A 21,810-nucleotide genomic window follows, 5' to 3' on the forward strand; every position below is an offset into this window, starting at 1 on the left:
GAGCGCGTCATGGCCCTATTCGAGAAAGTGCTCATCGCCAATCGGGGGGAGATCGCCCTCCGAATCCAGCGCGCCTGCCGGGAACTCGGCATCAAGACGGTGGTGGTGCATTCCACCGCCGACACCGAGGCCAAGTACGTCAGGCTTGCCGACGAATCGGTCTGCATCGGCCCGCCCCCCTCCCGCGAGAGCTACTTGAACATTCCGGCCATCATTGCGGCAGCCGAGGTCACGGATGCAGAGGCCATCCACCCCGGCTACGGCTTTCTCTCTGAGAATGCCGACTTTGCCGAGCGGGTGGAACGAAGCGGATTCACCTTCATTGGGCCCTCGCCAGATGTCATTCGCATGATGGGCGACAAGGTTGCAGCCAAGCGGGCCATGATTGCCGCTGGTGTGCCATGCGTGCCGGGCTCTGAAGGCGCCCTGCCAGACGACCCCAAGGAGATTGTTCGTTGTGCCCGGGCCATTGGCTACCCCGTCATCATCAAGGCCGCCGGCGGCGGCGGCGGTCGGGGCATGCGGGTGGTGCACACCGAGGCGGCCCTCATCCATGCTGTGCACACCACCAAGTCGGAGGCGGCCGCCGCATTCAACAATCCCGAGGTCTACATGGAGAAGTTCCTCGAGAATCCGCGGCACATCGAAATTCAGATCATGGCCGATCACCATGGCAACGTGATCCACCTCGGCGAGCGCGACTGCTCCATGCAGCGCCGCCATCAGAAGGTGCTCGAAGAGGCCCCTGCGCCCCAGCTCTCCGAGAAGCTGCGCGACAAGGTCGGGGCTCGGTGTGCCGAGGCCTGCAAGAAGATCGGCTATCGCGGCGCTGGCACCATTGAATTCCTCTACGAGAACGGTGAGTTCTATTTCATTGAGATGAACACCCGCGTTCAGGTGGAGCACCCAGTCACGGAGCTCATCACTGGTCTCGACATCGTGCAGGAGCAGATCCGTGTGGCCAGCGGGGAGCGGCTTCGGCTGCGCCAGAAGGATGTCCAGTTCAAAGGCCATGCCATCGAATGCCGCATCAACGCAGAGGACCCATTCAAGTTCACGCCCTCGCCCGGGCGCATTCAGTCATGGCACATGCCCGGCGGCCCAGGCATTCGAGTCGATTCACATGCCTATGCGAGTTACCTGGTGCCACCCCACTACGACTCCATGATCGGCAAGATCATCAGTTACGGCGACACCCGGGAGCAGGCCATCGCTCGCATGGCCATCGCCCTGTCTGAGATGGTGGTCGAGGGCATTCAGACGAACATTCCGCTGCATCGAAAGCTCATGCGAGACACCCACTTTCGGGACGGCGGCACCTCCATCCACTACTTGGAATCCATGCTGGCGGATGAGGCCTAGGCCTTGACCTGGGAATTGGTCTTCGAACTGCATGCAGACCAGGCAGACCTCGAGCCACTCACCGACGCACTCCTCGAGCACGGCGCACTCTCGGTGTCGGTCGACGACCTTCTGGCCGGCAGCGAGGCAGAGCAGCCTCAGTTTGGCGAGCCCGGCGCCGACATTCACATGCGGCCATGGCCCGTCAGCCGCGTCCGAATACTCATCTCCGATGCGCTCGAGCCACAGGCCTGGTGGCAGTCTCTGACAATCGCCCTCCCCGTCTTGGCCGCCAGCCCCATGCAGGCCCATGCCGTAGAGGAGTCTGACTGGGTCACCCTGTCCCAGTCGTCCTTTGAGCCCATCGTGATTCGGGACACCCTCTGGGTGGGCCCTCACTGGCACACCACCCCAGATGCGTTTCTTCGCGCACCACGTTGGCACTTGTCGATCGACCCCGGAATGGCCTTTGGCACCGGCGGCCATCCCACCACCCAGCTCTGCCTCGAGGCCTTGCTCACCATCTTCTCCCAGCCCCGCCAGGCCATTGCCGAGAGCCCAGCCCGGGTGCTGGACCTGGGCTGCGGCTCTGGCATTCTCGCCATTGCAGCGGCGCGACTTGGTGCGAGCCATGTGCTGGCGGTCGACATTGATCCCATGGCCCTGGAGACCACCCGCCGCAATGCTGAAATCAATGGGGTTGGCTCGCAACTGGCCGTGGCCGATGCGCGCACCCCCATCCCCAATCCATTCGACCTCGTCGTGGCCAACATCCTTGCCCAGCCGCTCAAGGTGCTGGCCCCCATGATCCTGGGCGCGGTCGCGTCCCACGGCGGGCTGGTGCTCTCCGGACTGCTCACGCGTCAGGAAGACGAGGTGCGGGCAGCCTATGCCGCGATCGACCCCCAGCAGCAGAACAAGATGATCTCCCTGGGCTCCCGCGACGGCTGGCTCTGCCTTGGCTTCTGGCCGACTGGCGTGAAAGCCCCCGACTCCCTCTCACCCCTCTCATAAGGCTTTTTGAACATGGCAATTCAAGTCAGTGGCAGCGTCGCCTTCGACACCATCATGGTTTTTGAAGGACGATTTGCGGAGCAGATTCTTCCAGACCAGGTGCAGATGCTCAACGTGGCATTCCTGGCCCCCTCCATGCGTCAAGAGTTCGGTGGCTGCGCGGCAAACATCGCCTACAGCCTTCGGGCCCTGGGTTCGAATGTGCGTGTCATCGGCGCCATTGGTCGTGACGGTGGGCCTTACCGGTCTCGCCTGGAGGCTCTGGGCGTGGACTGCTCAGGCCTACTCGAGCGTGAAGACTGCTTCACCGCACAGGCCTTTATCACCACCGACCTCGACGACAACCAGATCACGGCCTTTCACCCCGGTGCCATGAACCACGCCCACGAGAAGGCGGTCGTCTCAGACGACAACGGCCTGGGCATTGTCTCGCCCAATGGCAAGTCCGCCATGCTCACCCATGCCCAACAGTTTCACGAGCAAGGCATTCCGTTCGTCTTTGATCCGGGCCAGGCCATGCCCATCTTCGAGGCCGACGAGCTCGAAGGCCTCATTCGGCAGGCCAGTTGGCTCGCTGTCAACGCCTACGAAGGGGAAATGCTCAGCCGCAAGGTCGGCCAGCCACTCGAGCAGGTCGCCACGTGGCTCAAGCCCCACGCGCGAGGTGGGCTCATCATGACCCAAGGTGCGGCTGGCGCCACCATCATCATCAATGGCCAGCGGCGCAGTCAGCCTGCTGTGTCCGTCTCCACGCCTGTAGACCCCACCGGCTGTGGCGATGCCTTCCGGGCTGGCCTGCTCCATGCGCTCTCGAAGGGGCACAGCCTGGAGAAGGCCGTCTCGCACGGCATTGTGCTTGGCGCCATCAAGGTTCAGTCTCGGGGTGGACAAAACCACGCTGTGTCTGAAACCATGGTGGCTGACATGCTGTCCAAGTGGTCATAGGTTCATCACTTTCTTTGGAGCAAACCATCATGTCCCATTCCCCATCCAAGCGTTTTCCACAATTGGCCTGGCCTGCTGTGCTCATCACCGCCCTGCTGGCCACCGGCTGCGCCACCCAGAGCAATTCCGGCACGGTCTACCGTGCTGGTGAGGCACAGGTTGAGCAGGTGGTCCGAATGGCGGTGATCGAATCCATCCGAGCCGTCACGGTGCAGCGTGACAGCAAGGGCGGTGGACTCATCGCAGGTGCCGTGGTGGGCGGGGTGGCTGGCTCCTCGGTCGGTGACGGCAAAGGCAGCACGATCGCCAGCGTGCTTGGTGCCGTGGGCGGCGCCATCGCCGGCCAGATGATCGAGGAGCGCGGCAATCAGCGGCCGGGCCAGGAGATCACCCTCCGATTCGACACCGGAGAGCGTCGTGTCATTGTGCAAGAGGCAGATCCAGCGCTGCAGGCAGGTGCTCGGGTGCGCGTGGTGGGAAGTGGCTCGGCGGTGAGAGTCTCGCCGCAGTAAGCGGGAAGTGGGGCCTGGGGTTTAGAGCCCCGGCAGGCCCAACAGGGCCGCCGACAAGGAATGCTCCACGCGCTCGTGGACCGTGAGCATGACCTGCAGGAGCAGAAACACCACAATCGGTGAGAAGTCGAGGCCCGATGGTGCTCCACGGTGAATGAGTTGCCGAAGCGGTCCCATGAACGGCTCCACCATCGCGGCCAGCACCGGACGAATCTGCTCTGCCGCAGGGCTTGCGCCAAACCAGCTCATCAGGACGTGGGCGATCACAAGCAACACCAAGAACCGCAGCCACCAGCCAATCACCCAGGCCAGGGCGAGCAGCAGCATGGCCACGGGGGTGGGCAGGCCAGCCTCAGCCGCATCAGCCACCGGGGCGAAATCTGCGGCGAACAAGGCCCATTTGAGCATGGCTGCCACGAGAGACACCAGGCAGGCCGCCAGCAGACTCGAGGTGTCCAGGCCTGCCATAGGACGAACCACCCGGCGCATGGGCAAGACAAGCCAATTGGTGAGTCGAAAACAGAGTTGCGTCAGGGGGTTGAGGGGTGAGACACGAAGCCACTGAAGGTAGGCTCGCAGAAGACAGGCCACGCATAGCAGGCCAGAGGCAGCCCGAATGACCATCCAGAGAAGATCAACGGCCATGAGAGAAAAAAGCCCCGCCGGTTCGCGGCGAGGCTTTTAGACAACGGACGCCGAAATTAAGGGCGACCACCAACCGGAAATGGCCATGTGCTGGAGATGGGCGCCGCAGCGGGTGCGACGACCTTCTTGGCAGCAGGCTTTTTGGCCGGTGCCTTTTTAGCAGCAGGCTTCTTAGCAGGTGCTTTCTTAGCAGCAGGCTTTTTGGCCGGTGCCTTTTTAGCAGCAGGCTTCTTAGCAGGTGCTTTCTTGGCTGCAGGCTTTTTGGCGGGTGCCTTCTTAGCAGCCGGCTTCTTGGCTGCAGGCTTCTTCTTGGCTGCAGGCTTCTTCTTGGCTGCTGGCTTTTTCGCTGCTGGCTTTTTCGCTGCTGGCTTCTTGGCCGCGGGCTTCTTCTTGGCTGCTGGCTTTTTGGCTGCAGGCTTCTTCTTGGCGGCCGGCTTCTTGGCTGCTGGCTTTTTGGCTGCAGGCTTCTTCTTGGCGGCCGGCTTCTTGGCTGCTGGCTTCTTGGCGGCTGCCTTCTTCGCTGCGGGTTTGGCTGCTGACTTCTTCACTTCAGGCTTGTCAGCCTTCGCCGCCTTCTTTGCTTTCTTCTTTGCTGCCATTTTCATTCTCCTTCAGGCCGACTCCGTCGGCGGTTACATGGGAGATTCGAACCTGGTGGCTCGAACCATTCATTTGCGCAAGCCGTCGAACCTTTGCCTGCCTGTCGACAAAACCAACGCCAATGAATCCTGTTGAGTGGGCCCGAAGGAGGGAATCAGCAAATGGCTATTCCCAACTGAGTGCGCCCCCCGTTTGATACTCGATCACACGGGTCTCGAAAAAGTTACGTTCCTTCTTAAGGTCGACCATTTCCGCCATCCAGGGGAATGGGTTCTCCTCGTTTCCAAAAATGGGGTCCAGGCCAATCTGCTGGCAGCGGCGGTTGGCGATGTAACGCAAGTAGCCTTTGAACATGGCGGCATTGAGGCCCAGCACGCCACGGGGCATGGTGTCTTCGGCGTAGCGGTACTCCAGCTCCACCGCCTTGACGAACAACTCGCGAAGCTCCGCCCGGAACTCTGGCGTCCAGAGGTGAGGGTTCTCGAGCTTGATGGTGTTGATGAGGTCGATGCCAAAATTACAGTGCATCGACTCGTCGCGAAGGATGTACTGATACTGCTCGGCCGCACCCGTCATCTTGTTCTGGCGGCCAAGGGCCAGAATTTGGACAAATCCAACATAGAAGAACAGACCCTCCATGATGCAGGCAAAGACAATCAGGGACTTGAGGAGCTGCTGGTCAGTCTCTGGGGTGCCGGTCTTGAAGGCGGGGTCGGTCAGGGTGTCGATGAAAGGAATGAGGAACTCGTCTTTGTCTCGAATCGAGGCGACCTCGTGATAAGCGTTGAAAATCTCGCCCTCTTCGAGGCCGAGCGACTCCACAATGTACTGGTAGGCGTGGGTGTGGATGGCCTCTTCGAAGGCTTGACGCAGCAAGAACTGACGGCACTCCGGTGCCGTGATGTGCCGATATGTGCCCAGCACAATATTGTTGGCCGCCAGGCTGTCGGCCGTCACAAAGAACCCAAGGTTGCGCTTCACAAGCCGACGCTCGTCATCGGTGAGACCGTTGGGATCTTTCCAGAGCGCAATGTCTCTGGACATGTTGATTTCCTGGGGCATCCAATGGTTCGCGCAGCCCGAGAGGTATTTCTCCCAGGCCCATTTGTACTTAAAGGGCACCAACTGGTTGACGTCGGTGCCTCCATTGATGACCCGCTTGTCCTCCACGCGCACACGGCGCTCGACATCGAGATCGGCATCAGGGATTGGAGAGGGAACGGGACCCCGCGACAGTGGCTCTGTCACCGAGGGGAGCGCTTTGGGCGCGATGGTCGTCGTGGTGGTGTCTTCCCAGTTCAGCATATCGATCTCACTTTCTTCATTAGGTCAGTGAGATTCGGTCAATGAACACAGACCGAATCATGATGGAAGCAAGAAAACTCTGCAATTGTTTTCTTGCTTTCTTATAAAAAAATTTCGTATGGATGCAACACCTGCCCTCACTACTGGCAGGCCTCGCAATCCGGGTTGTCGATGGAACAAAACTTCACATCGGAACCAATCACAGCCCCACCCGTGGAGATTGGATTTGCTGCAGCCGTGAGTGCTGAAGCGCCGCCCTGCATGCCACCCGAGACCGGCACTGCGTTGAGCTGCCCCGTGTTGAGGGTGGACTTCTCCGCATGGGTCGCACCCATGGTGCGGAGGTAGTAGGTTGTCTTCAGGCCACGCAGCCAGGCGAGCTTGTAGGTCTCGTCCAGCCGCTTGCCCGATGCCCCGGCCATATAAATGTTGAGTGACTGCGCCTGGTCGATCCATTTCTGACGACGGGCTGCGCACTCGACCATCCAACTGGTGTCCACCTCGAAGGCGGTGGCATAGAGGGCCCGAACCTCGGCGGGAATGCGGTCGATCTTGGAGAGGCTGCCGTCAAAGTACTTGAGGTCGGAGACCATCACCTCGTCCCAGAGCCCCAACTCTTTCAGATCACGAACCATGGCCTCATTGACCACCGTGAACTCGCCCGAAAGGTTCGATTTCACGTAGAGGTTTTGATAGGTGGGCTCAATGGAGGCCGAGATGCCCACGATGTTCGAGATGGTGGCCGTGGGGGCGATGGCCACGCAATTGGAGTTGCGCATGCCGTGAGCCTTGATGCGGTCTCGAAGGGCAGACCAATCCAGACGGGCGGAACGATCAGCCTCGAGATAGCCACCCCGCTCCTTGGCCAGGAGGTCCAGGGAGTCGAGGGGAAGGATGCCTCGGTCCCAGAGAGAGCCCTTGAAACTCGAATAGGCACCGCGCTCCTGGGCGAGGTCGGTCGAGGCCCAATAAGCCTGGTAGCAGACGGCCTCCATGGAGGAGTCTGCAAACTCCACTGCAGCCTGGGAGCCATATGGAATGCGCATGGCATGCAGGGCCTCCTGAAAGCCCATGATGCCGAGGCCCACCGGACGGTGACGGACGTTGGACGCCCGGGCCTTGGCCACCGCGTAGTAATTGATGTCGATGACGTTGTCGAGCATCCGCATGGCCACAGACACCGTCTTCTTGAGCTTGTCGGTGTCGAACTCCAGGCCTCCGTTGGCAGACGGCCGCAGGTGCTGAACCAGATTGACCGAGCCCAGGTTACAGACGGCGATCTCGGACTCATTGGTGTTGAGCGTGATCTCGGTGCAGAGGTTGGAGCTGTGCACCACCCCGACATGCTGCTGCGGGCTACGAATGTTGCAGGGGTCTTTGAAGGTGATCCAGGGGTGCCCGGTCTCAAAGAGCATGGTGAGCATCTTGCGCCAGAGGGTGGTGGCCTGAACCGTCTTGAAGAGACGAATCTCGCCACGGGCAGCCTTTTCCTCGTAGGCCCCATAAGCCTCCTCGAAGGCCTGACCATACATGTCGTGCAGGTCTGGCACATCGGAAGGCGAGAAGAGCGTCCAGTTGCCGTTTTCCATCACCCGCTTCATGAAGAGGTCTGGAATCCAGTTGGCGGTGTTCATGTCATGGGTGCGGCGGCGGTCGTCTCCGGTGTTCTTCCGAAGCTCGAGGAACTCCTCGATGTCCATGTGCCAGGTCTCCAGGTAGGTGCAGACCGCCCCTTTTCGCTTGCCGCCCTGGTTCACGGCCACGGCCGTGTCGTTGACCACCTTGAGAAACGGAACCACGCCCTGGCTCTTGCCGTTGGTTCCTTTGATGTGGCTGCCCAAGGCACGAACGGGAGTCCAGTCGTTGCCGAGCCCCCCGGCATACTTGGCCAGCAAGGCGTTCTCCTTGATGGCCTCATAGATGTCGTCGAGGTCATCGCCCACGGTGGTGAGGTAGCAGGACGACAGTTGTGAGTGCGTGGTTCCACTGTTGAACAGGGTGGGGGTGGAGCTCATGAAGTCGAAGCTCGAGAGCAGGTCGTAGAAGGCAATCGCCTTGCCCTCGCGGTCGAGCTCATTGAGGGCCAGTCCCATGGCCACCCGCATGAAGAAAACCTGCGGCAGTTCGATTCGACGGCCCTCCCCGGTAAAGGGGTCGTTGCGGTCGATGAGGAAGTAGCGGTCGTAGAGGGTCTGCAGGCCGAGGTAGTCGAACTGCAGGTCGCGCTCAGGCTGCAGGGCATCCGCGAGTCGGCCCAGGTCGAACCGGGACATGTCCTCGTTCAGTAGCCCAATCTCGACACCCTTCTTGATGAATCGGGGGAAGTACTCGCGCGTGCGCGCCGCCACCTCAGCCGGTGTGACGTCGGCCTGCAGGACCTCCTTGCGAACGGTGTGCAGAAGCAGGCGGGCACTGACTTTGGCATAGGCGGGATCCTTTTCGATGAGGGCACGGGCGGCCAGAATGGCTGACTTTTCAACCTCCTCCACGGGCACACCGTCGTAGAGGTTTTTGAGGGTGTCTTGAAGGACATCCTGAACCTGAACATGGGCCTCAAGCCCCAGGCAGGCCGCCGACACCATCGAGGCCAGCCAGGCCTCATCGAGCGGGACCTTGCGGCCATCAACGAGCATGCGAAGGCCATGGCTGGGCTGGGCTGGCTCAAGCTTCATGTTCGCAGCCCGCTCCTGGGCGCGACGCTCTCGGTAGAGCACATAGGCCCTGGCCACCTCATGCTCGCCGGAGCGCATCAGGGCGAGCTCGACCTGGTCTTGGATGTCCTCGATGTGGATGACCCCGCCGGCCGGCAGACGGCGCATCAGGGCCGCAGCCACCTGCTCCGTCAGGGATTCAGTGATCTCGCGAACACGGGCACTGGCGGCACCCTGGCCGCCCTGGACCGCAAGAAACGCCTTGGTGAGGGCCACGCTGATCTTGGGAGCCTCAAACCGAACCACGGCACCGTTGCGACGAACCACCTTGATGTCTTGGAGGGTGGCTGCAGCAGACAAAACGGCTGGCGACGGCGCTCCCACCATCATGGATGCCGACGCTTCTTGCCGTGTGGCCAATGTGGCTGATTCAATTCCCCGCTGCATGGGTCGTTCCTCCCTAGAACACTACAGGTAGTAAAAAAATAGCTGTTTGAGTACTAATTCTAGTAGTCCAAGCGGATGAGGGGCAAGGCGAATCACAGGGGAAATCCCTTGTTTTCCACGATTACCGGTGAGAAGGCCCGCGACGTCTCACTAGATTTTTTTTCGCCGAGGTTTTTCGGGCGCTCACGGGATGTTTCGCCCGCTGACCCCCCGCCCAGGCTCGATCAAGACATCAGGAAAAAAAGTGTGGCGGTGGCTGCCGATGCAGCGGTGTCTTGCACAAACGCAACAATTGATGCAGGTGATCCCAGTCGAAGCGAGGGCCGGGGTCTGTCTTGCGGCCCGGTGCAATGTCCGAGTGGCCAGCGATGCTCACGCAGGAGGGATGGGCCTGTTGAATGACCCGACAGAGCTCGGCCAGCCGCTCAAGCTGAACAGGCTCATAGGCCAGTGCATCGCAGCCCTCCAGTTCCACGCCAATCGAAAAATCGTTGCAGCCACTGCGGCCCATGAACGAGGACACGCCGGCATGCCAGGCCCGATCGTGACAAGAGACATATTGAATCACCAGGCCGTCGCGTCGAACCAAAAAGTGGGCCGAGACCCTCAGGCCCTCCAAGGCGGCAAAGCTCGGGTGCGCAGCGCAGTCGAGCCGCCCCAAGAAGAGGTCCGTGACGTGGTCGCCCTCGAAACAACCCTCGGGCAGGCTGATGCCATGCACCACGATCAGGTCGAGGCTGGCCCCAAGAGGCCTCGCATCGGCGTGTGGCGATGGCGCGTGGACGAGGCATGGTGCCGGGCCAATCCAGCCGTCTGCCCCCAGGGCATCAAAGGCCTGCATGGTCCTTCCCGCAATACGGCTCGCCCAGGTGCCAGACCGCGTCATCCGATGGCAGGTGAAGGCCGCACCGCTTGCAGGAGACCAAGGACGCCGGGGGAGGCACCTGCTCTGGCGGGGGCGGGGGTGGGGCGGGCTTCTTTTTGCCAAGCGCAAGGCGCAGCATGAAGAGCGCGATCCCCACCAAGACCAGGATCGTAAGGATGCGTCCGAACATCAGGCCACGATGAAAATTTCAAGCACAAATCGGCTGCCCACGTAGGCCAGCAGCAGCATGGCAAAGCCTCCGAGCACAAACCGAGCCGCCACACGACCCCGCCAGCCCATGCGGCCTCGGCCCAGCAGAAAGACACCGACCATCACCCAGGTGAGCAGGGTGAAGAGGGTCTTGTGGTCAAAACGCAGCGCGGGCAGGCCGGCATCTAAATTGACCACCATGCCGGTGAGCAGGGTGAGGCTCAGCAGGGCAATGCCCACCATGGCGATGCGGGCCAGGGTCTGGTCCATCTCGAGCAACGGCGGCATCTCTGTCCACCAGCCGTCTTGCAGCTGACCTCGGTGCAGGGCCTTCTCCTGGGCCAGCATGAGAAGCGCATGGCCCGAGGCGATGGCAAAGCAACTGTAGGCCAGCATGGCCGTGAGGATGTGACCCCGGAACAGCACGGACGGATGCTCGAGCAGGACGACCCCAGGGAACCAGCCCGGCAGCAGCACCGCAATGGCGGCCAGCGGAAAAATCGACACGGCCAGCCGAGGCAGGTGATGGAACCAGGACTCCACCCAAAGCAGGATCACGGCCAGCCAGAACATCCAGGACACGGCGGCTGCAAACCCAAACTGAATTGCGCCTTCAGAGAACCAGCCGGGCAGCAACACAAGGCCCTGCAAGAGAATGGTGAAGCCTGCCAGGGCATGGCGTCCGAGGCGCCATGGCGCCGCCGGCCGCTGCGTGCCAGCCAAGAAAAGGGCGCCGTAGCCCGCTGCCACGAGCCAAGGCGCAACTCCGTACAATGAGGCAGACATGGGCCCGAGTGTAGCGCAGGCCCACAGGAGCCCGCATGCTGGAAAGCCTCACCAACCGACTCACCCGCGCACTCAAGACCATCAAAGGAGAGGCCCGCCTGACCGAGGCGAACACCTCCGAGATGCTGCGCGAGGTGCGGCTCGCACTGCTCGAGGCCGACGTTGCACTGCCGGTCGTCAAAGGATTTGTGCAGGCGGTTCGCGAGAAGGCCCTCGGGCAGGAGGTGCTCAACAGCCTGACCCCCGGGCAGGCGCTGGTGGGCGTGGTTCATCGGGAGTTGGTCGAGCTCATGACCGGCCAGAAGGCCAGCACGGCTGGCCCCACGGGCCTGAACTTGGCCCAACAGCCACCCGCCATTGTGCTCATGGCCGGCCTGCAGGGTGCGGGCAAGACCACCAGTGTGGGCAAGCTGGCCCGATGGCTCACCACGCGGCACAAGAAGAAGGTGCTCACCGTCTCCTGCGACATCTATCGGCCAGCGGCCATTGAGCAGCTGCGAACCGTCACAGCGCAGGCTGGGGCCGACTTCTTCCCCAGCGATCCAGGCCAGTCCCCGGTGGCCATCGCGCGGGCGGCGGCCGACTGGGCCCGACGCCACTATCACGATGTTCTGCTGGTCGACACCGCGGGCCGCCTGGCCATCGACGAGGCGATGATGACCGAGATCGCCGAACTCCACCGAAGCCTCGCCCCCATCGAGACACTCTTCACGGTCGATGCCATGCAGGGTCAGGACGCCGTGCGCACGGCAGAGGCCTTCAAACAGACCATCCCGCTCACCGGCATTGTGCTGACCAAGGTTGATGGCGATGCCCGGGGCGGCGCCGTGCTCTCGGTCCGGGCCATCACAGGCTGCCCTGTTCGGTTCGTGGGAACGGCAGAAAAGCTCGATGGCCTGGAGGCCTTTGATCCCGAACGTTTTGCCCAGCGCATCCTTGGCATGGGCGATGTCCTTGCCCTGGTCGAGCAGGCACAGCAGACCATGGACCTCCAGTCGGCCGAGAAGATGGCGGCCAAGCTCAAGTCTGGCGCCCGGTTCGACCTCAACGATTTCAAGCTGCAGATTGGCCAGATGAAATCCATGGGCGGCCTCTCAAGCCTGGTCGACAAACTGCCCGCCCAAATGCAGCAGGCCGCAAAGGCCGCAGACCTCTCCCATGCCGACAAGTCTGTGGGCCGCATGGAGGGCATCATCAACGCCATGACCCCGGCCGAACGGGCCAACCCACAGGTGCTCAAGGCCAGTCGCAAGCGGCGCATCGCAGCCGGCTCCGGTGTGCCTGTACAGGAGGTCAACCGCCTGCTCAATCAGTTCGAGCAGATGCAGGACATGATGAAGAAAATGCAAAAGGGCGGCCTGGGCAAGATGATGCGTGCCATGGGCGGCCTCAAGGGCATGGGCGGCGGATTTCCTGGCCTCGGGCGCTGAGGCGGCCCTCAAGCCCAAGTCTGGGCCGGTGGTGTCAACTAAGCCTGGGCCAGCAGCGCCGTGACGGCCTCCACCAGGTTCTCGGTGCTCGCCTCGGATGACACCATGCCACGCCGCAGCAGCAACTCCAGCCGTCCCTCTTTCAGAGAGCGTTCCCCCAGGGTGACCCGCACCGGCACCCCAATCAATTCCCAGTCCGCAAACATGGCGCCGGGGCGCTCATCACGGTCATCGAGCATCACGTCGACGCCTGCGGCGAGAAGGCCCGCATAGGCCTGCTCCCCCGCGGCGCGGACGAGCTCCGACTTGGCCGCACCCACAAGGCAAATCACCACCTCGAAGGGGGCGAGGCCGCGAGGCCAGATGATGCCCTTGTCGTCATGGTTCTGCTCAATGGCCGCACCCACAATGCGCGTCACCCCAATGCCATAGCAGCCCATTTCCATGAGGCAGGGCTTGCCCGTCTCATCGAGCATGCTCGCCCGCATGGCCTCGGAGTACTTCGTGCCCAGATAGAAGACATGGCCCACCTCGATGCCCCTTTGAATCGAGAGACGGCCTTGGCCATCGGGCGAGGCATCACCGGCCAACACATTTCGGATGTCGGCCACCCGCGCGGGCTCTGGCAGGTCGCGGCCCCAGTTCACACCCCGTCGGTGGGCATCGGGCTGGTTTGCGCCCACCACGAAATTGGACATCTGGGCCACCGTGCGATCGGCCACCACCTGCACCGATGCGGACAGGCCCACCGGGCCCAGAAAGCCTGGCGGAGAGCCAAAGGCCCCGAGAATCTCTTCTGGCGAGGCAAAGCGCCAGCCCTCCGAGAGGCCCGGCAATTTACTCACCTTCACCTCGTTCATCTCGTGATCTCCACGAAGCAGCAGCAGCCAGATCTGCTGGTCACGACCCGCCGCAGCATCTGCATCCACGGCCAGCACAATCGACTTCACGGTCTGCGAAAGGGGGAGTCCGAGCAGATCGGCCACATCCTCGCACCGCGTGGTGGCGGGGGTTGCAACAACCGACATGGATTCGATGGCGGGACCCCTGGCAGCCGCAGGCGCGACGGCCTCTGCAAGTTCGATGTTGGCGGCATAGTCGGACGCAGGGCAAAAGGCAATGGCATCCTCCCCCGTGTCTGCGATCACCTGGAATTCATGGGAGCGGGAGCCCCCAATGGCACCCGTGTCGGCCGCCACAGCCCGATAGGCCAGACCGAGACGATCGAAGATGCGTCCGTAACAGACGAACATGTTGTCGTAGCTTCGCTCGGCCCCCGACACATCCTTGTCGAAGGAATAGGCATCCTTCATGATGAATTCGCGGCCTCGCATGACGCCGAACCGGGGGCGGCGCTCGTCACGAAACTTGGTTTGAATCTGATAGAAGTTCTTGGGCAGTTGCTTCCAGCTGCGAATCTCTTGGCGAGCAATGTCTGTCACAACCTCTTCCGAGGTCGGCTGCATGGCGAAGTCGCGGCCGTGACGATCCTTCAGGCGCAGAAGCTCCGGGCCCATTTTGTCCCACCGGCCCGTCTCCTGCCAGAGTTCCGCCGGCTGGACCATCGGCATGGAGAGTTCAATGGCGCCTGCGCGATTCATCTCCTCGCGGATGATGGCCTCGACCTTGCGAACCACACGCAGCCCAAGGGGCATTTGCGTGTAAATGCCCGCACCCAGTCGGCGCACCATGCCTGCTCGCAGCATCAGCCGATGACTGGCAACCTCTGCATCGGAAGGGTCTTCTTTGAGGGTCTGGAAGTGAAATTGGCTGGCACGCATGGTCTTGTCAGAGTGGGGCTTCGTATAATGGGGCGATTATGCTGGATGAACATGGTTACCGCCCCAACGTTGGCATCATCCTGGTCAACGACCAGCGTGAGGTCTTTTGGGGCAAACGGGTGCGCGAGCAGGCCTGGCAGTTTCCGCAGGGCGGCATCAAGCAGGGAGAAGACCCTGTGGCGGCCATGTATCGCGAACTCACGGAAGAGACGGGCCTGCTGCCTGAGCATGTCGAGATCCTTGCGCGCACCCAAGACTGGCTGCACTACGATGTGCCCAACCGCTGGGTTCGACGCGAGTGGCGAGGCCTCTATCGTGGCCAAAAGCAGATCTGGTTCTTGCTCAAGATGCTCGGAGAAGACCACCACATTGAACTTCGGTCTGGCAGCGAGAAGCCGGAATTCGATGCCTGGTGCTGGCACGATTTCTTTGTGCCGCTCGATTCCGTGATCGAGTTCAAACGCAATGTCTACTGGATGGCCATGTCTGAACTGGCCAGCTACCTCTTCTCTCCAGAAGAGGTCAGCACCAGGTTGTCTCGGTGTATGAGCTCCGGCTCTTCCACAAAGCCCAAGACCGCCTCGATCTGAGACGAGGGGAGCCCCTTGATGCGCCGGGCCTCGTGGGCGGCGTAGTTCACAAGGCCGCGTGCGATCTCTCGGCCCTCCGGGTCCAGGCAGGCCACCACATCACCACGCTCGAACTGCCCGCCCACCGACACCACGCCAACCGGCAGGAGCGATTTTCCGCCGCGCAGGAGCACGTCGGTCGCGCCAGCATCCAGTGACAAATGGCCCCGAAGCTGCAGGTGATCGGCCAGCCACTGCTGACGGGCTGAACGCATCGGCACATCGGCCAGCAGCAGGGATCCAATCGGCTCCAATGCGGCCAGGCGCAGCAGCACATCGGGCTCATGGCCACTGGCAATGACCGTATGAGCGCCACTGTGCGAGGCCCGTCGAGCCGCCTGAACCTTGGTGGCCATGCCGCCCGTTCCGATGTTGGAGCCTGCGCCCCCAGCCATGGCCACGATGCCTGGGTCGTTGGCGGAGACTTCACTCAGCAGCGTGGCCGACGGATCGCGCCTGGGGTCGCCCGTGAACAGGCCGGGCTGGTCGGTGAGGATGACCAGCAGGTTTGCCTCGAGCAGGTTGGTGACCATGGCGGCCAGCGTGTCGTTGTCACCGAGCTTGATCTCTTCTGTGACCACCGTGTCGTTCTCGTTGACGATGGGCACGATGCCCAGGTCGAGCAGGGTGCTGAGGGTCGACTTGGCGTTGAGGTAACGCCTGCGATCGGCAATGTCCTCGTGGGTCAGCAGCACCTGTGCTGTTTGAATGCCATGAACAGAAAACCCAGCCTCATAGGCCTGCGCGAGCCCCATCTGGCCCACGGCTGCAGCGGCCTGAAGGTCGTGGATGGCATGCGGTCGGCTGGCCCATCCCAATCGTTTCATGCCCTCCGCGATCGCACCACTGGAGACGACGACCACTCGGCGTCCTTGCTGACGTAGGCCCGCAAGCTGGCCCGCGAACTGGCCAATGGCCTTGGCATCGACGCCGCGCCCCTGGTTGGTCACGAGGCTCGAGCCCAGTTTCACGACCCAGCAGCCGGCCTCCTCAATGTGTTGTAACGAGCGCATCACGCCCCCTCCAGTGTCGACCCTTCTTGGGCCTGGGCGTTCACAAGCGCCTCATGCTGCAGCAATGCCTGACGGTCGATCTCATCCTGAACGGCATAGAGCAGTGGTGCCAGCCCCTCGCGTGTCAGGGCCGAGACCATGTGAACGGGGCCCTTCCAGCGCAGCTTTCGTTGCAGCTTGCACAGACGGGCATCACGTTCAGTATCACTGAGCATGTCGGCCTTATTGAGCACAAGCCAGCGGGGCTTGTCGAGCATGGCCGGGTCGTAGGCAGTCAGCTCTGCCACGATGGTGCGAATGGACTGGGCCAGACTCGTCACCGCCGCATCGGTGTCCTCGGCCTCGGTCGGCGCGAGGTCTACAAGGTGCAGCAGCAGGCGGGTGCGCTGCAAGTGCCGAAGAAACTGATGCCCAAGGCCAGCCCCCTGGGCCGCACCCTCAATGAGGCCAGGGATGTCGGCCATGACAAAGCTGCGGCCCTCATCGGTTCGCACGAGACCCAACTGGGGGTGCAGCGTGGTGAATGGATAGTCGGCAATCTTCGGACGCGCATTGGAGGCCGCCGCCACCAGGGTGGACTTGCCCGCGTTGGGCAGGCCGAGCAGGCCAACATCTGCCAAGACCTTGAGCTCGAGCCGAAGGCGGCGAGCCTCACCCAGTTCACCCGGCGTGCACTGTCGCGGCGCCCGATTGATGCTGGACTTGAAATGCAGGTTTCCAAGGCCACCCTGGCCGCCTTTGGCCAGCAGAATTTTCTGATCGTGATGGGCGAGATCCCAGAGCAGTTCGCCGGTCTCGGCATCCAAAATCGTGGTTCCCACCGGCATGCGCAGAACAATGTCGGCCGCGCCAGCCCCATAGCGGTCGGAGCCCTGGCCCTGTTCACCGTTTTTGGCGCGGTGAAGCCTGGCGTAGCGGTAGTCGATCAGGGTGTTGATGTTCCGATCGGCGATGGCAAAGATGGAGCCACCGCGGCCGCCATCGCCGCCGCTCGGACCACCCTTGGGGATGAATTTTTCACGACGAAAGGCGGCCACACCATTGCCACCCTTGCCTGCGTGAACTTCGATCACGGCCTCGTCAATGAACTTCATTGGCCTGCGATCCTCTGGAGGGCGGGCACCAAAGGCGCCGCCAGCGGCTTATTCCGCGATGATGCTCACGGTGGAACGCTTGAGTGGGCCCCGAACCGAAAAGGCCACCTTGCCATCGACCAGCGCAAACAGGGTGTGGTCTTTGCCCATGCCCACATTCACACCAGGATGAAACTGCGTGCCCCGCTGGCGAACAATGATGCTGCCGGCCGAGATCGACTCGCCACCAAAGCGCTTCACACCAAGCCGTTTGGCCTCTGAGTCGCGCCCATTTCGCGTCGAGCCGCCGCCTTTTTTCTGTGCCATGTCGTCTGCTTCCTAATGGATCAAGAGACCACGGAACCGTCGGGCTTCACAACCGTCTGGATTTCGATCTCGGTGTAATTCTGGCGATGGCCTTGGGTCTTGGCGTAATGCTTGCGGCGACGGTGCTTGAAGATTCTAATTTTCTCACCGCGGCCGTGCGACTTCACCATGGCCTTCACGCTTGCGCCAACCAACATGGGGCTTCCAACCTGCAGGCCTTCGCCTGCGCCAATGGCCAGCACATCGGTGAGCACAACCTCTTGGCCTGGCTCGGCCACCAAGGTCTCCACCCTGAGCACATCGCCCGGGCTCACCCGATACTGTTTTCCACCGGTTTTGATGACTGCGTACATCGTAGGTCCCCTGCTGGATAGACGATCAAAAGCCCACCATGATAGTGCAGGGGGAATGCAAACGCAAGACGATTCGGGGGTTGGTACAGTACGGCATGCAAGTCGCGACAAAGCCCAACCGCTACCAAACCATCCTGCAGACCCTAGCCCCCGACATGGCCGAGGTCGATCGGGTGCTCACCAACCGCCTGCAGAGCGACGTGCCCTTGGTCCGTCAGGTGGCGCAGTACATCATTCAGGGTGGCGGCAAGCGGATGCGGCCGGTGCTGGTCATCCTGAGCGCACGCGCCCTTTTTGCCCACCAGCAGGCTCACCAGCAGGCCCAAGGCCGCATGGTCACCCTGCCGGCCAGCGCCGTGGCCGACCTGGCGGTGATTGTGGAGTTTATTCATACCGCCACCCTGCTGCACGACGACGTGGTCGATGAATCCGGCATGCGCCGCAGTCGCCAGACCGCCAATGCCATTTTCGGCAACGCTGCAAGCGTGCTGGTGGGCGACTTTCTCTATTCCCGGGCCTTCCAAATGATGGTGAGCATAAACTCACTTCCCGTCATGGCGGTGCTCTCGGAGGCCACCAACGTCATTGCCGAAGGCGAAGTCTTGCAACTGATGAACTGCCAGGACCCAGACGTCGATGAGGCCCGTTACCTGCAGGTCATCCGCTTCAAGACTGCCAAGCTCTTTGAGGCCTCCGCCAGCCTGCCAGCCGTGCTGGCAGGTGAGCCCGCGGCGCTGGTCGAGGCCTTCGCAGCCTACGGTCGGCACATCGGCACGGCCTTTCAGCTCACCGACGACATCCTGGACTACAGCGGCGATGAGACGGAGATGGGCAAACAGTTGGGCGACGACCTTCGGGAGGGCAAGCCAACCCTGCCACTGATTCGGCTCCTCTCCAACGGCAGCGCCAGCGACCAGGCCCTGATTCGAGCGGCCATCATCCAGCCGGAGTCGGCCGACATCGAGGCCGTGATTGGTCGGGTGCGGGCGTCCGACGCCCTTCTTTACGCCAGGGACGTGGCCGAGCAGGAATGCCGTCGAGCCCGCGAGGCCCTGGCCCCCTTGGCCGATTCCGAGGCGAAAACATCCCTGCTAGACTTGGCCTCCTTTGTACTTGAGCGCCAGGGTTGACTCCCTGTAATCGCCGTCGGGGTGTAGCTCAGCCTGGTAGAGTACTGCGTTCGGGACGCAGGAGTCGGAGGTTCGAATCCTCTCACCCCGACCACTCCGCAAGCATTGCTGATAAGGAATCAACAACCGCTTGAGCGACCTCCCGTTCTGGGCACAGGCCCTCGCCATCGTCGTCCTTCTGCTGATTTCGGCCTTCTTTTCGATGTCCGAGACCAGCCTCATGGCGGTGAATCGTTACAAGATGCGGCACCTGGCCTCGCAGGGTCGGCGCAGCGCCAAGCAGGTCATTCGACTGCTCGGCAGAACAGACCAACTGCTCGCCAGCATTCTCTTGGGCAACAACCTCGTCAATGCGGCACTCACCACGCTGATCACAGCCACCGCCATCCAGACCTTTGGCAACGAAGACTCGGTCCTGGCCGTGGCCACCGCCATTGCGGCGGGATTGCTGATCATATTCGGGGAGATTCTGCCCAAGACCATCGGTGCGAACCGGGCCGAGGCAGCAGCCATGGGCAGCAGCCATGGCCTGATTCCAGTGATTTACCTGCTTCGGCCTTTTGTTTGGGTTCTCAATGGCCTGATCTCCGTCCTCTTGCGGCTCTTTCGAGTCTCATCGCCCAGCAACCGCTCCGAGGGCATGACCACCGACGAGCTCCGAACAGCGGTGCTCGAGAGCGCGGCCTTCATTCCGAGCCAACACCGCAGCATCCTGCTCAACCTCTTCGACCTGGAAGACCTGCGTGTGGACGACGTCATGGTGGCCAGGGGCCGAATCGAGGCGCTCGACCTCGAAGACGACGAGGCCACCCTGATCGAGCAGATCTCCACCTGCTTTCACAACAACCTGCCCGTCTACCGCGGCGAGCTCCATCAGATCGAAGGCATCCTCCACGTCCGCAAGGCCCTCACCATGCTGGCCCACGACGACTTCAGCAAGGAGCGGCTCATCGAGGCCCTCACGCCCGCCTATTTCATTCCGTCGGGCAGCAAGCTCTTCTCCCAGCTGACCCACTTTCAAAGCAACCGTCAGCAGCTCGCCCTGGTGGTGGATGAATACGGGGAGGTCGAGGGGCTGCTCACCCTGCAGGACATCATCGAGGAACTGGTGGGCGAATTCTCCGGCCAGGACCCTCAACGACAGGCAAAATCACTGCAGTGGTCCTCAGACGGCACCGCCGTCGTGGAGGGCGCGAGCCTCGTGCGGGACATCAATCGGCGGCTCGACCTCAGCCTGCCAGTCGATGGCCCCAAGACCATCAACGGCCTGATCCTTGAGCAGTTGCAAGACATCCCCGAGGCCAACCTGGGCCTGAAGATCGGCAACACGCCGTTGGAAATTGTTCAAATTCAAGACCGCATGATTCGACGCGTCCTGCTCCACCGGCCATTGGCCAGCACCCAGCCCGACCCCGAGTCCGACCATGAATGAGTGGTCAACACCGAGCGGCATGGCCACGATTGGCACGCCCCTGCTGATGGCCGCCCTCATGCCCGTGATGCTGGGCTTGTGGCTTCGTTGGAGTCGGGCAGAACTCGTGCGCTGGGTGTCGCCGGGCCAGGGCCAATCCGCCTCGCAACTCAGCGCTGGCTGGGCGGTGCTGGCCACGGTGGTCGGACTGCTGATCGGTCTGCTCTCGGTGAGCCTGCCCACCGCCGCACCGCTGTCCATGGCCTTGTCCCTGACCCTCTTGGTCAGCGGCCTCATGGCAGCCTCCCGAATCGACCTCCTCACCCAGTTGCTGCCCAACCGCATCACATGGGGGCTGCTGGGCGTGGGCCTGGCGGTCAGCCTGCTCCCAAACTGGCCCACGACGCCCGAGGCCTCAATCACGGGCGCACTGCTTGGCGCGGGCCTGGTGGCATTCATCATGTGGGCCTGGCCTCGGCGCGCATCCCAAGATGCCGCGATGGGCCGTGGAGACCTTGCACTCCTGGCTGCCCTGGGTGCCTGGCTCGGACCCCTGGCACCCTTCGCCGCCCTGGGCCTCGGGGCCCTGCTGATGCTGCCGCTGGTGGCCTGGGGCCTCTGGCGGCAGAAGTGGTCGGGCCAAACCCAACTGCCCTTCGGCCCGGCGCTCTGCATCGGCGGGCTGCTCACCCCACTGCTCACATAATGATCAAAGCCGCTCCCGCCCGAGTCGTGGTGCTCACCGGCGGGATTGGCGCCGGAAAGTCGATGGCCATGACCAGCTTTGAGCGGCTCGGTGTGGCCTGCCTCGACGCAGACGACATCTCTCGCCAACTCACAGCAAGCCACGGAGAGGCCATGGCCGAGATCATCTCGCGCTGGGGGCCCGAGGTGGCCTGCCCGGATGGAAGCCTGAACCGTGCCGTCATGCGAGACCTCGTTTTCAGGGAACCCCAAGCGCGACAAGCCCTGGAGGCCATCCTCCACCCCAAAGTTCAAGCACGTGCCCAGGCGTTCTTCCAGTCCTGCAGGGCGCCTTATCTGGTGTACGTGGTGCCGCTCTGGTTTGAGATTCACGGATTCCAACGCCCAGACTGGGTCTGGCGAATCGTGACCATCATCGCACCACTGCAGGCAAGGCTGGATCGGCTCGACCGCCGCTCGCCCATGCCCACGGATGTCCTCGAGGGCATTCTCCAGCGCCAGTCTGATGACCAGACCCGGGCTGCAGGAGCCGACCACATCCTTCACAATGATGGCATCCCGGCCGCGCTCGACCAGCGCGTGGTCGCCCTCCATGCCCAGCTCAAAGACGATGCAACGGTCCATTCCAGCTGAGATC

General features: G+C 62.3%; 21 protein-coding genes, 1 tRNA gene and 1 pseudogene. 11 read left to right on the forward strand and 12 right to left on the reverse strand.

Annotated elements, in window-relative coordinates; genetic code table 11:
- The first annotated feature begins 9 nt into the window (after positions 1 to 9).
- From accC to AC8GDA_RS08605, 4 genes are read left to right on the forward strand one after another with little or no spacing between them, the layout of a single operon-like run.
- A complete protein-coding gene (gene accC / locus AC8GDA_RS08590; protein WP_506556117.1) occupies positions 10 to 1,362 on the forward strand; it encodes an acetyl-CoA carboxylase biotin carboxylase subunit in 1,353 nt (450 codons plus the stop codon).
- A 3-nt stretch (positions 1,363 to 1,365) separates the two neighbouring features.
- A complete protein-coding gene (locus AC8GDA_RS08595) occupies positions 1,366 to 2,355 on the forward strand; it encodes a 50S ribosomal protein L11 methyltransferase (RefSeq protein ID WP_506556118.1) in 990 nt (329 codons plus the stop codon).
- Between the two features lie 12 nt (positions 2,356 to 2,367).
- Positions 2,368 to 3,300, forward strand: a complete 933-nt coding sequence (locus AC8GDA_RS08600) for a carbohydrate kinase family protein (RefSeq protein WP_506556119.1) — start codon at positions 2,368 to 2,370, stop codon at positions 3,298 to 3,300.
- A 29-nt stretch (positions 3,301 to 3,329) separates the two neighbouring features.
- Entirely contained in the window at positions 3,330 to 3,812 is a 483-nt protein-coding gene (locus AC8GDA_RS08605) for an outer membrane lipoprotein (RefSeq protein WP_506556120.1), read from the forward strand.
- A 21-nt stretch (positions 3,813 to 3,833) separates the two neighbouring features.
- Here the strand turns inward: AC8GDA_RS08605 and AC8GDA_RS08610 are convergent, their stop codons facing one another.
- The 7 genes and pseudogenes from AC8GDA_RS08610 to AC8GDA_RS08640 all read right to left on the reverse strand — a co-directional run bounded on the left by AC8GDA_RS08610 (position 3,834) and on the right by AC8GDA_RS08640 (position 11,321).
- Positions 3,834 to 4,457 (reverse strand): YggT family protein, encoded by a 624-nt coding sequence (locus AC8GDA_RS08610; RefSeq protein ID WP_506556121.1) that lies wholly within the window; start codon positions 4,455 to 4,457, stop codon positions 3,834 to 3,836.
- Between the two features lie 56 nt (positions 4,458 to 4,513).
- Positions 4,514 to 5,056, reverse strand: a complete 543-nt coding sequence (locus AC8GDA_RS08615; protein ID WP_506556122.1) for a histone H1-like repetitive region-containing protein — start codon at positions 5,054 to 5,056, stop codon at positions 4,514 to 4,516.
- A 166-nt stretch (positions 5,057 to 5,222) separates the two neighbouring features.
- Positions 5,223 to 6,242 (reverse strand): annotated as a pseudogene (locus tag AC8GDA_RS08620) (ribonucleotide-diphosphate reductase subunit beta); the annotation flags it as partial.
- A 260-nt stretch (positions 6,243 to 6,502) separates the two neighbouring features.
- A complete protein-coding gene (locus tag AC8GDA_RS08625; protein WP_506556123.1) occupies positions 6,503 to 9,460 on the reverse strand; it encodes a ribonucleoside-diphosphate reductase subunit alpha in 2,958 nt (985 codons plus the stop codon).
- A gap of 232 nt (positions 9,461 to 9,692) precedes the next feature.
- Entirely contained in the window at positions 9,693 to 10,301 is a 609-nt protein-coding gene (gene ampD / locus AC8GDA_RS08630) for a 1,6-anhydro-N-acetylmuramyl-L-alanine amidase AmpD (protein WP_506556124.1), read from the reverse strand.
- Entirely contained in the window at positions 10,288 to 10,515 is a 228-nt protein-coding gene (locus AC8GDA_RS08635) for a PP0621 family protein (RefSeq protein ID WP_506556125.1), read from the reverse strand. Before AC8GDA_RS08635 ends, ampD begins: the two co-directional genes overlap by 14 nt.
- On the reverse strand, positions 10,515 to 11,321 hold the full coding sequence (locus tag AC8GDA_RS08640; RefSeq protein ID WP_506556126.1) for a cytochrome C assembly family protein: 807 nt from the start codon (positions 11,319 to 11,321) through the stop codon (positions 10,515 to 10,517). The genes AC8GDA_RS08635 and AC8GDA_RS08640 overlap by 1 nt, the downstream gene beginning before the upstream one ends.
- A gap of 35 nt (positions 11,322 to 11,356) precedes the next feature.
- Between AC8GDA_RS08640 and ffh the strand changes: the two genes are divergently transcribed.
- The gene (ffh, locus tag AC8GDA_RS08645) at positions 11,357 to 12,751 is read left to right on the forward strand and encodes a signal recognition particle protein (protein WP_506556127.1); all 1,395 of its coding nucleotides are present in this window, start codon (positions 11,357 to 11,359) and stop codon (positions 12,749 to 12,751) included.
- Between the two features lie 38 nt (positions 12,752 to 12,789).
- Here the strand turns inward: ffh and AC8GDA_RS08650 are convergent, their stop codons facing one another.
- A complete protein-coding gene (locus AC8GDA_RS08650) occupies positions 12,790 to 14,532 on the reverse strand; it encodes a proline--tRNA ligase (protein WP_506556128.1) in 1,743 nt (580 codons plus the stop codon).
- 38 nt (positions 14,533 to 14,570) lie between these two features.
- Here AC8GDA_RS08650 and AC8GDA_RS08655 point away from each other — a divergent pair, with 38 nt between their 5' ends.
- Positions 14,571 to 15,122, forward strand: coding sequence for an RNA pyrophosphohydrolase (locus AC8GDA_RS08655; RefSeq protein WP_506556129.1), 552 nt, complete (start codon positions 14,571 to 14,573; stop codon positions 15,120 to 15,122).
- Here the strand turns inward: AC8GDA_RS08655 and proB are convergent.
- The 4 genes from proB to rplU are packed head-to-tail and all read right to left on the reverse strand — an operon-like array spanning position 15,032 to position 17,927.
- Entirely contained in the window at positions 15,032 to 16,174 is a 1,143-nt protein-coding gene (gene proB, locus AC8GDA_RS08660; protein ID WP_506556130.1) for a glutamate 5-kinase, read from the reverse strand. The two genes, AC8GDA_RS08655 and proB, sit on opposite strands and share 91 nt — an antisense overlap.
- Positions 16,174 to 17,268, reverse strand: coding sequence for a GTPase ObgE (obgE, locus tag AC8GDA_RS08665; protein WP_506556131.1), 1,095 nt, complete (start codon positions 17,266 to 17,268; stop codon positions 16,174 to 16,176). Before obgE ends, proB begins: the two co-directional genes overlap by 1 nt.
- A gap of 48 nt (positions 17,269 to 17,316) precedes the next feature.
- Complete coding sequence (gene rpmA, locus AC8GDA_RS08670; RefSeq protein ID WP_506556132.1) at positions 17,317 to 17,574, reverse strand: 50S ribosomal protein L27; 258 nt, start codon at positions 17,572 to 17,574, stop codon at positions 17,317 to 17,319.
- Between the two features lie 20 nt (positions 17,575 to 17,594).
- Complete coding sequence (rplU, locus tag AC8GDA_RS08675) at positions 17,595 to 17,927, reverse strand: 50S ribosomal protein L21 (RefSeq protein ID WP_506556133.1); 333 nt, start codon at positions 17,925 to 17,927, stop codon at positions 17,595 to 17,597.
- Between the two features lie 95 nt (positions 17,928 to 18,022).
- Here rplU and AC8GDA_RS08680 point away from each other — a divergent pair, with 95 nt between their 5' ends.
- The 5 genes from AC8GDA_RS08680 to coaE all read left to right on the forward strand — a co-directional run bounded on the left by AC8GDA_RS08680 (position 18,023) and on the right by coaE (position 21,806).
- Positions 18,023 to 19,057: a polyprenyl synthetase family protein gene (locus tag AC8GDA_RS08680; RefSeq protein WP_506556134.1), complete on the forward strand. Its 1,035-nt coding sequence runs from the start codon at positions 18,023 to 18,025 to the stop codon at positions 19,055 to 19,057.
- Between the two features lie 17 nt (positions 19,058 to 19,074).
- A tRNA-Pro gene (locus AC8GDA_RS08685) sits at positions 19,075 to 19,151 on the forward strand.
- A gap of 36 nt (positions 19,152 to 19,187) precedes the next feature.
- Positions 19,188 to 20,489: an HlyC/CorC family transporter gene (locus tag AC8GDA_RS08690; RefSeq protein WP_506556135.1), complete on the forward strand. Its 1,302-nt coding sequence runs from the start codon at positions 19,188 to 19,190 to the stop codon at positions 20,487 to 20,489.
- Entirely contained in the window at positions 20,482 to 21,174 is a 693-nt protein-coding gene (locus AC8GDA_RS08695) for a prepilin peptidase (protein WP_506556136.1), read from the forward strand. The genes AC8GDA_RS08690 and AC8GDA_RS08695 overlap by 8 nt, the downstream gene beginning before the upstream one ends.
- Positions 21,174 to 21,806, forward strand: coding sequence for a dephospho-CoA kinase (gene coaE / locus AC8GDA_RS08700; protein ID WP_506556137.1), 633 nt, complete (start codon positions 21,174 to 21,176; stop codon positions 21,804 to 21,806). Before AC8GDA_RS08695 ends, coaE begins: the two co-directional genes overlap by 1 nt.
- Positions 21,807 to 21,810 lie beyond the last annotated feature (4 nt).

This window comes from Hahnella aquatica (SeqCode) (assembly GCF_965194505.1).
GTDB classification, from domain to species: Bacteria; Pseudomonadota; Gammaproteobacteria; order Burkholderiales; family Burkholderiaceae_A; genus Hahnella; species Hahnella aquatica.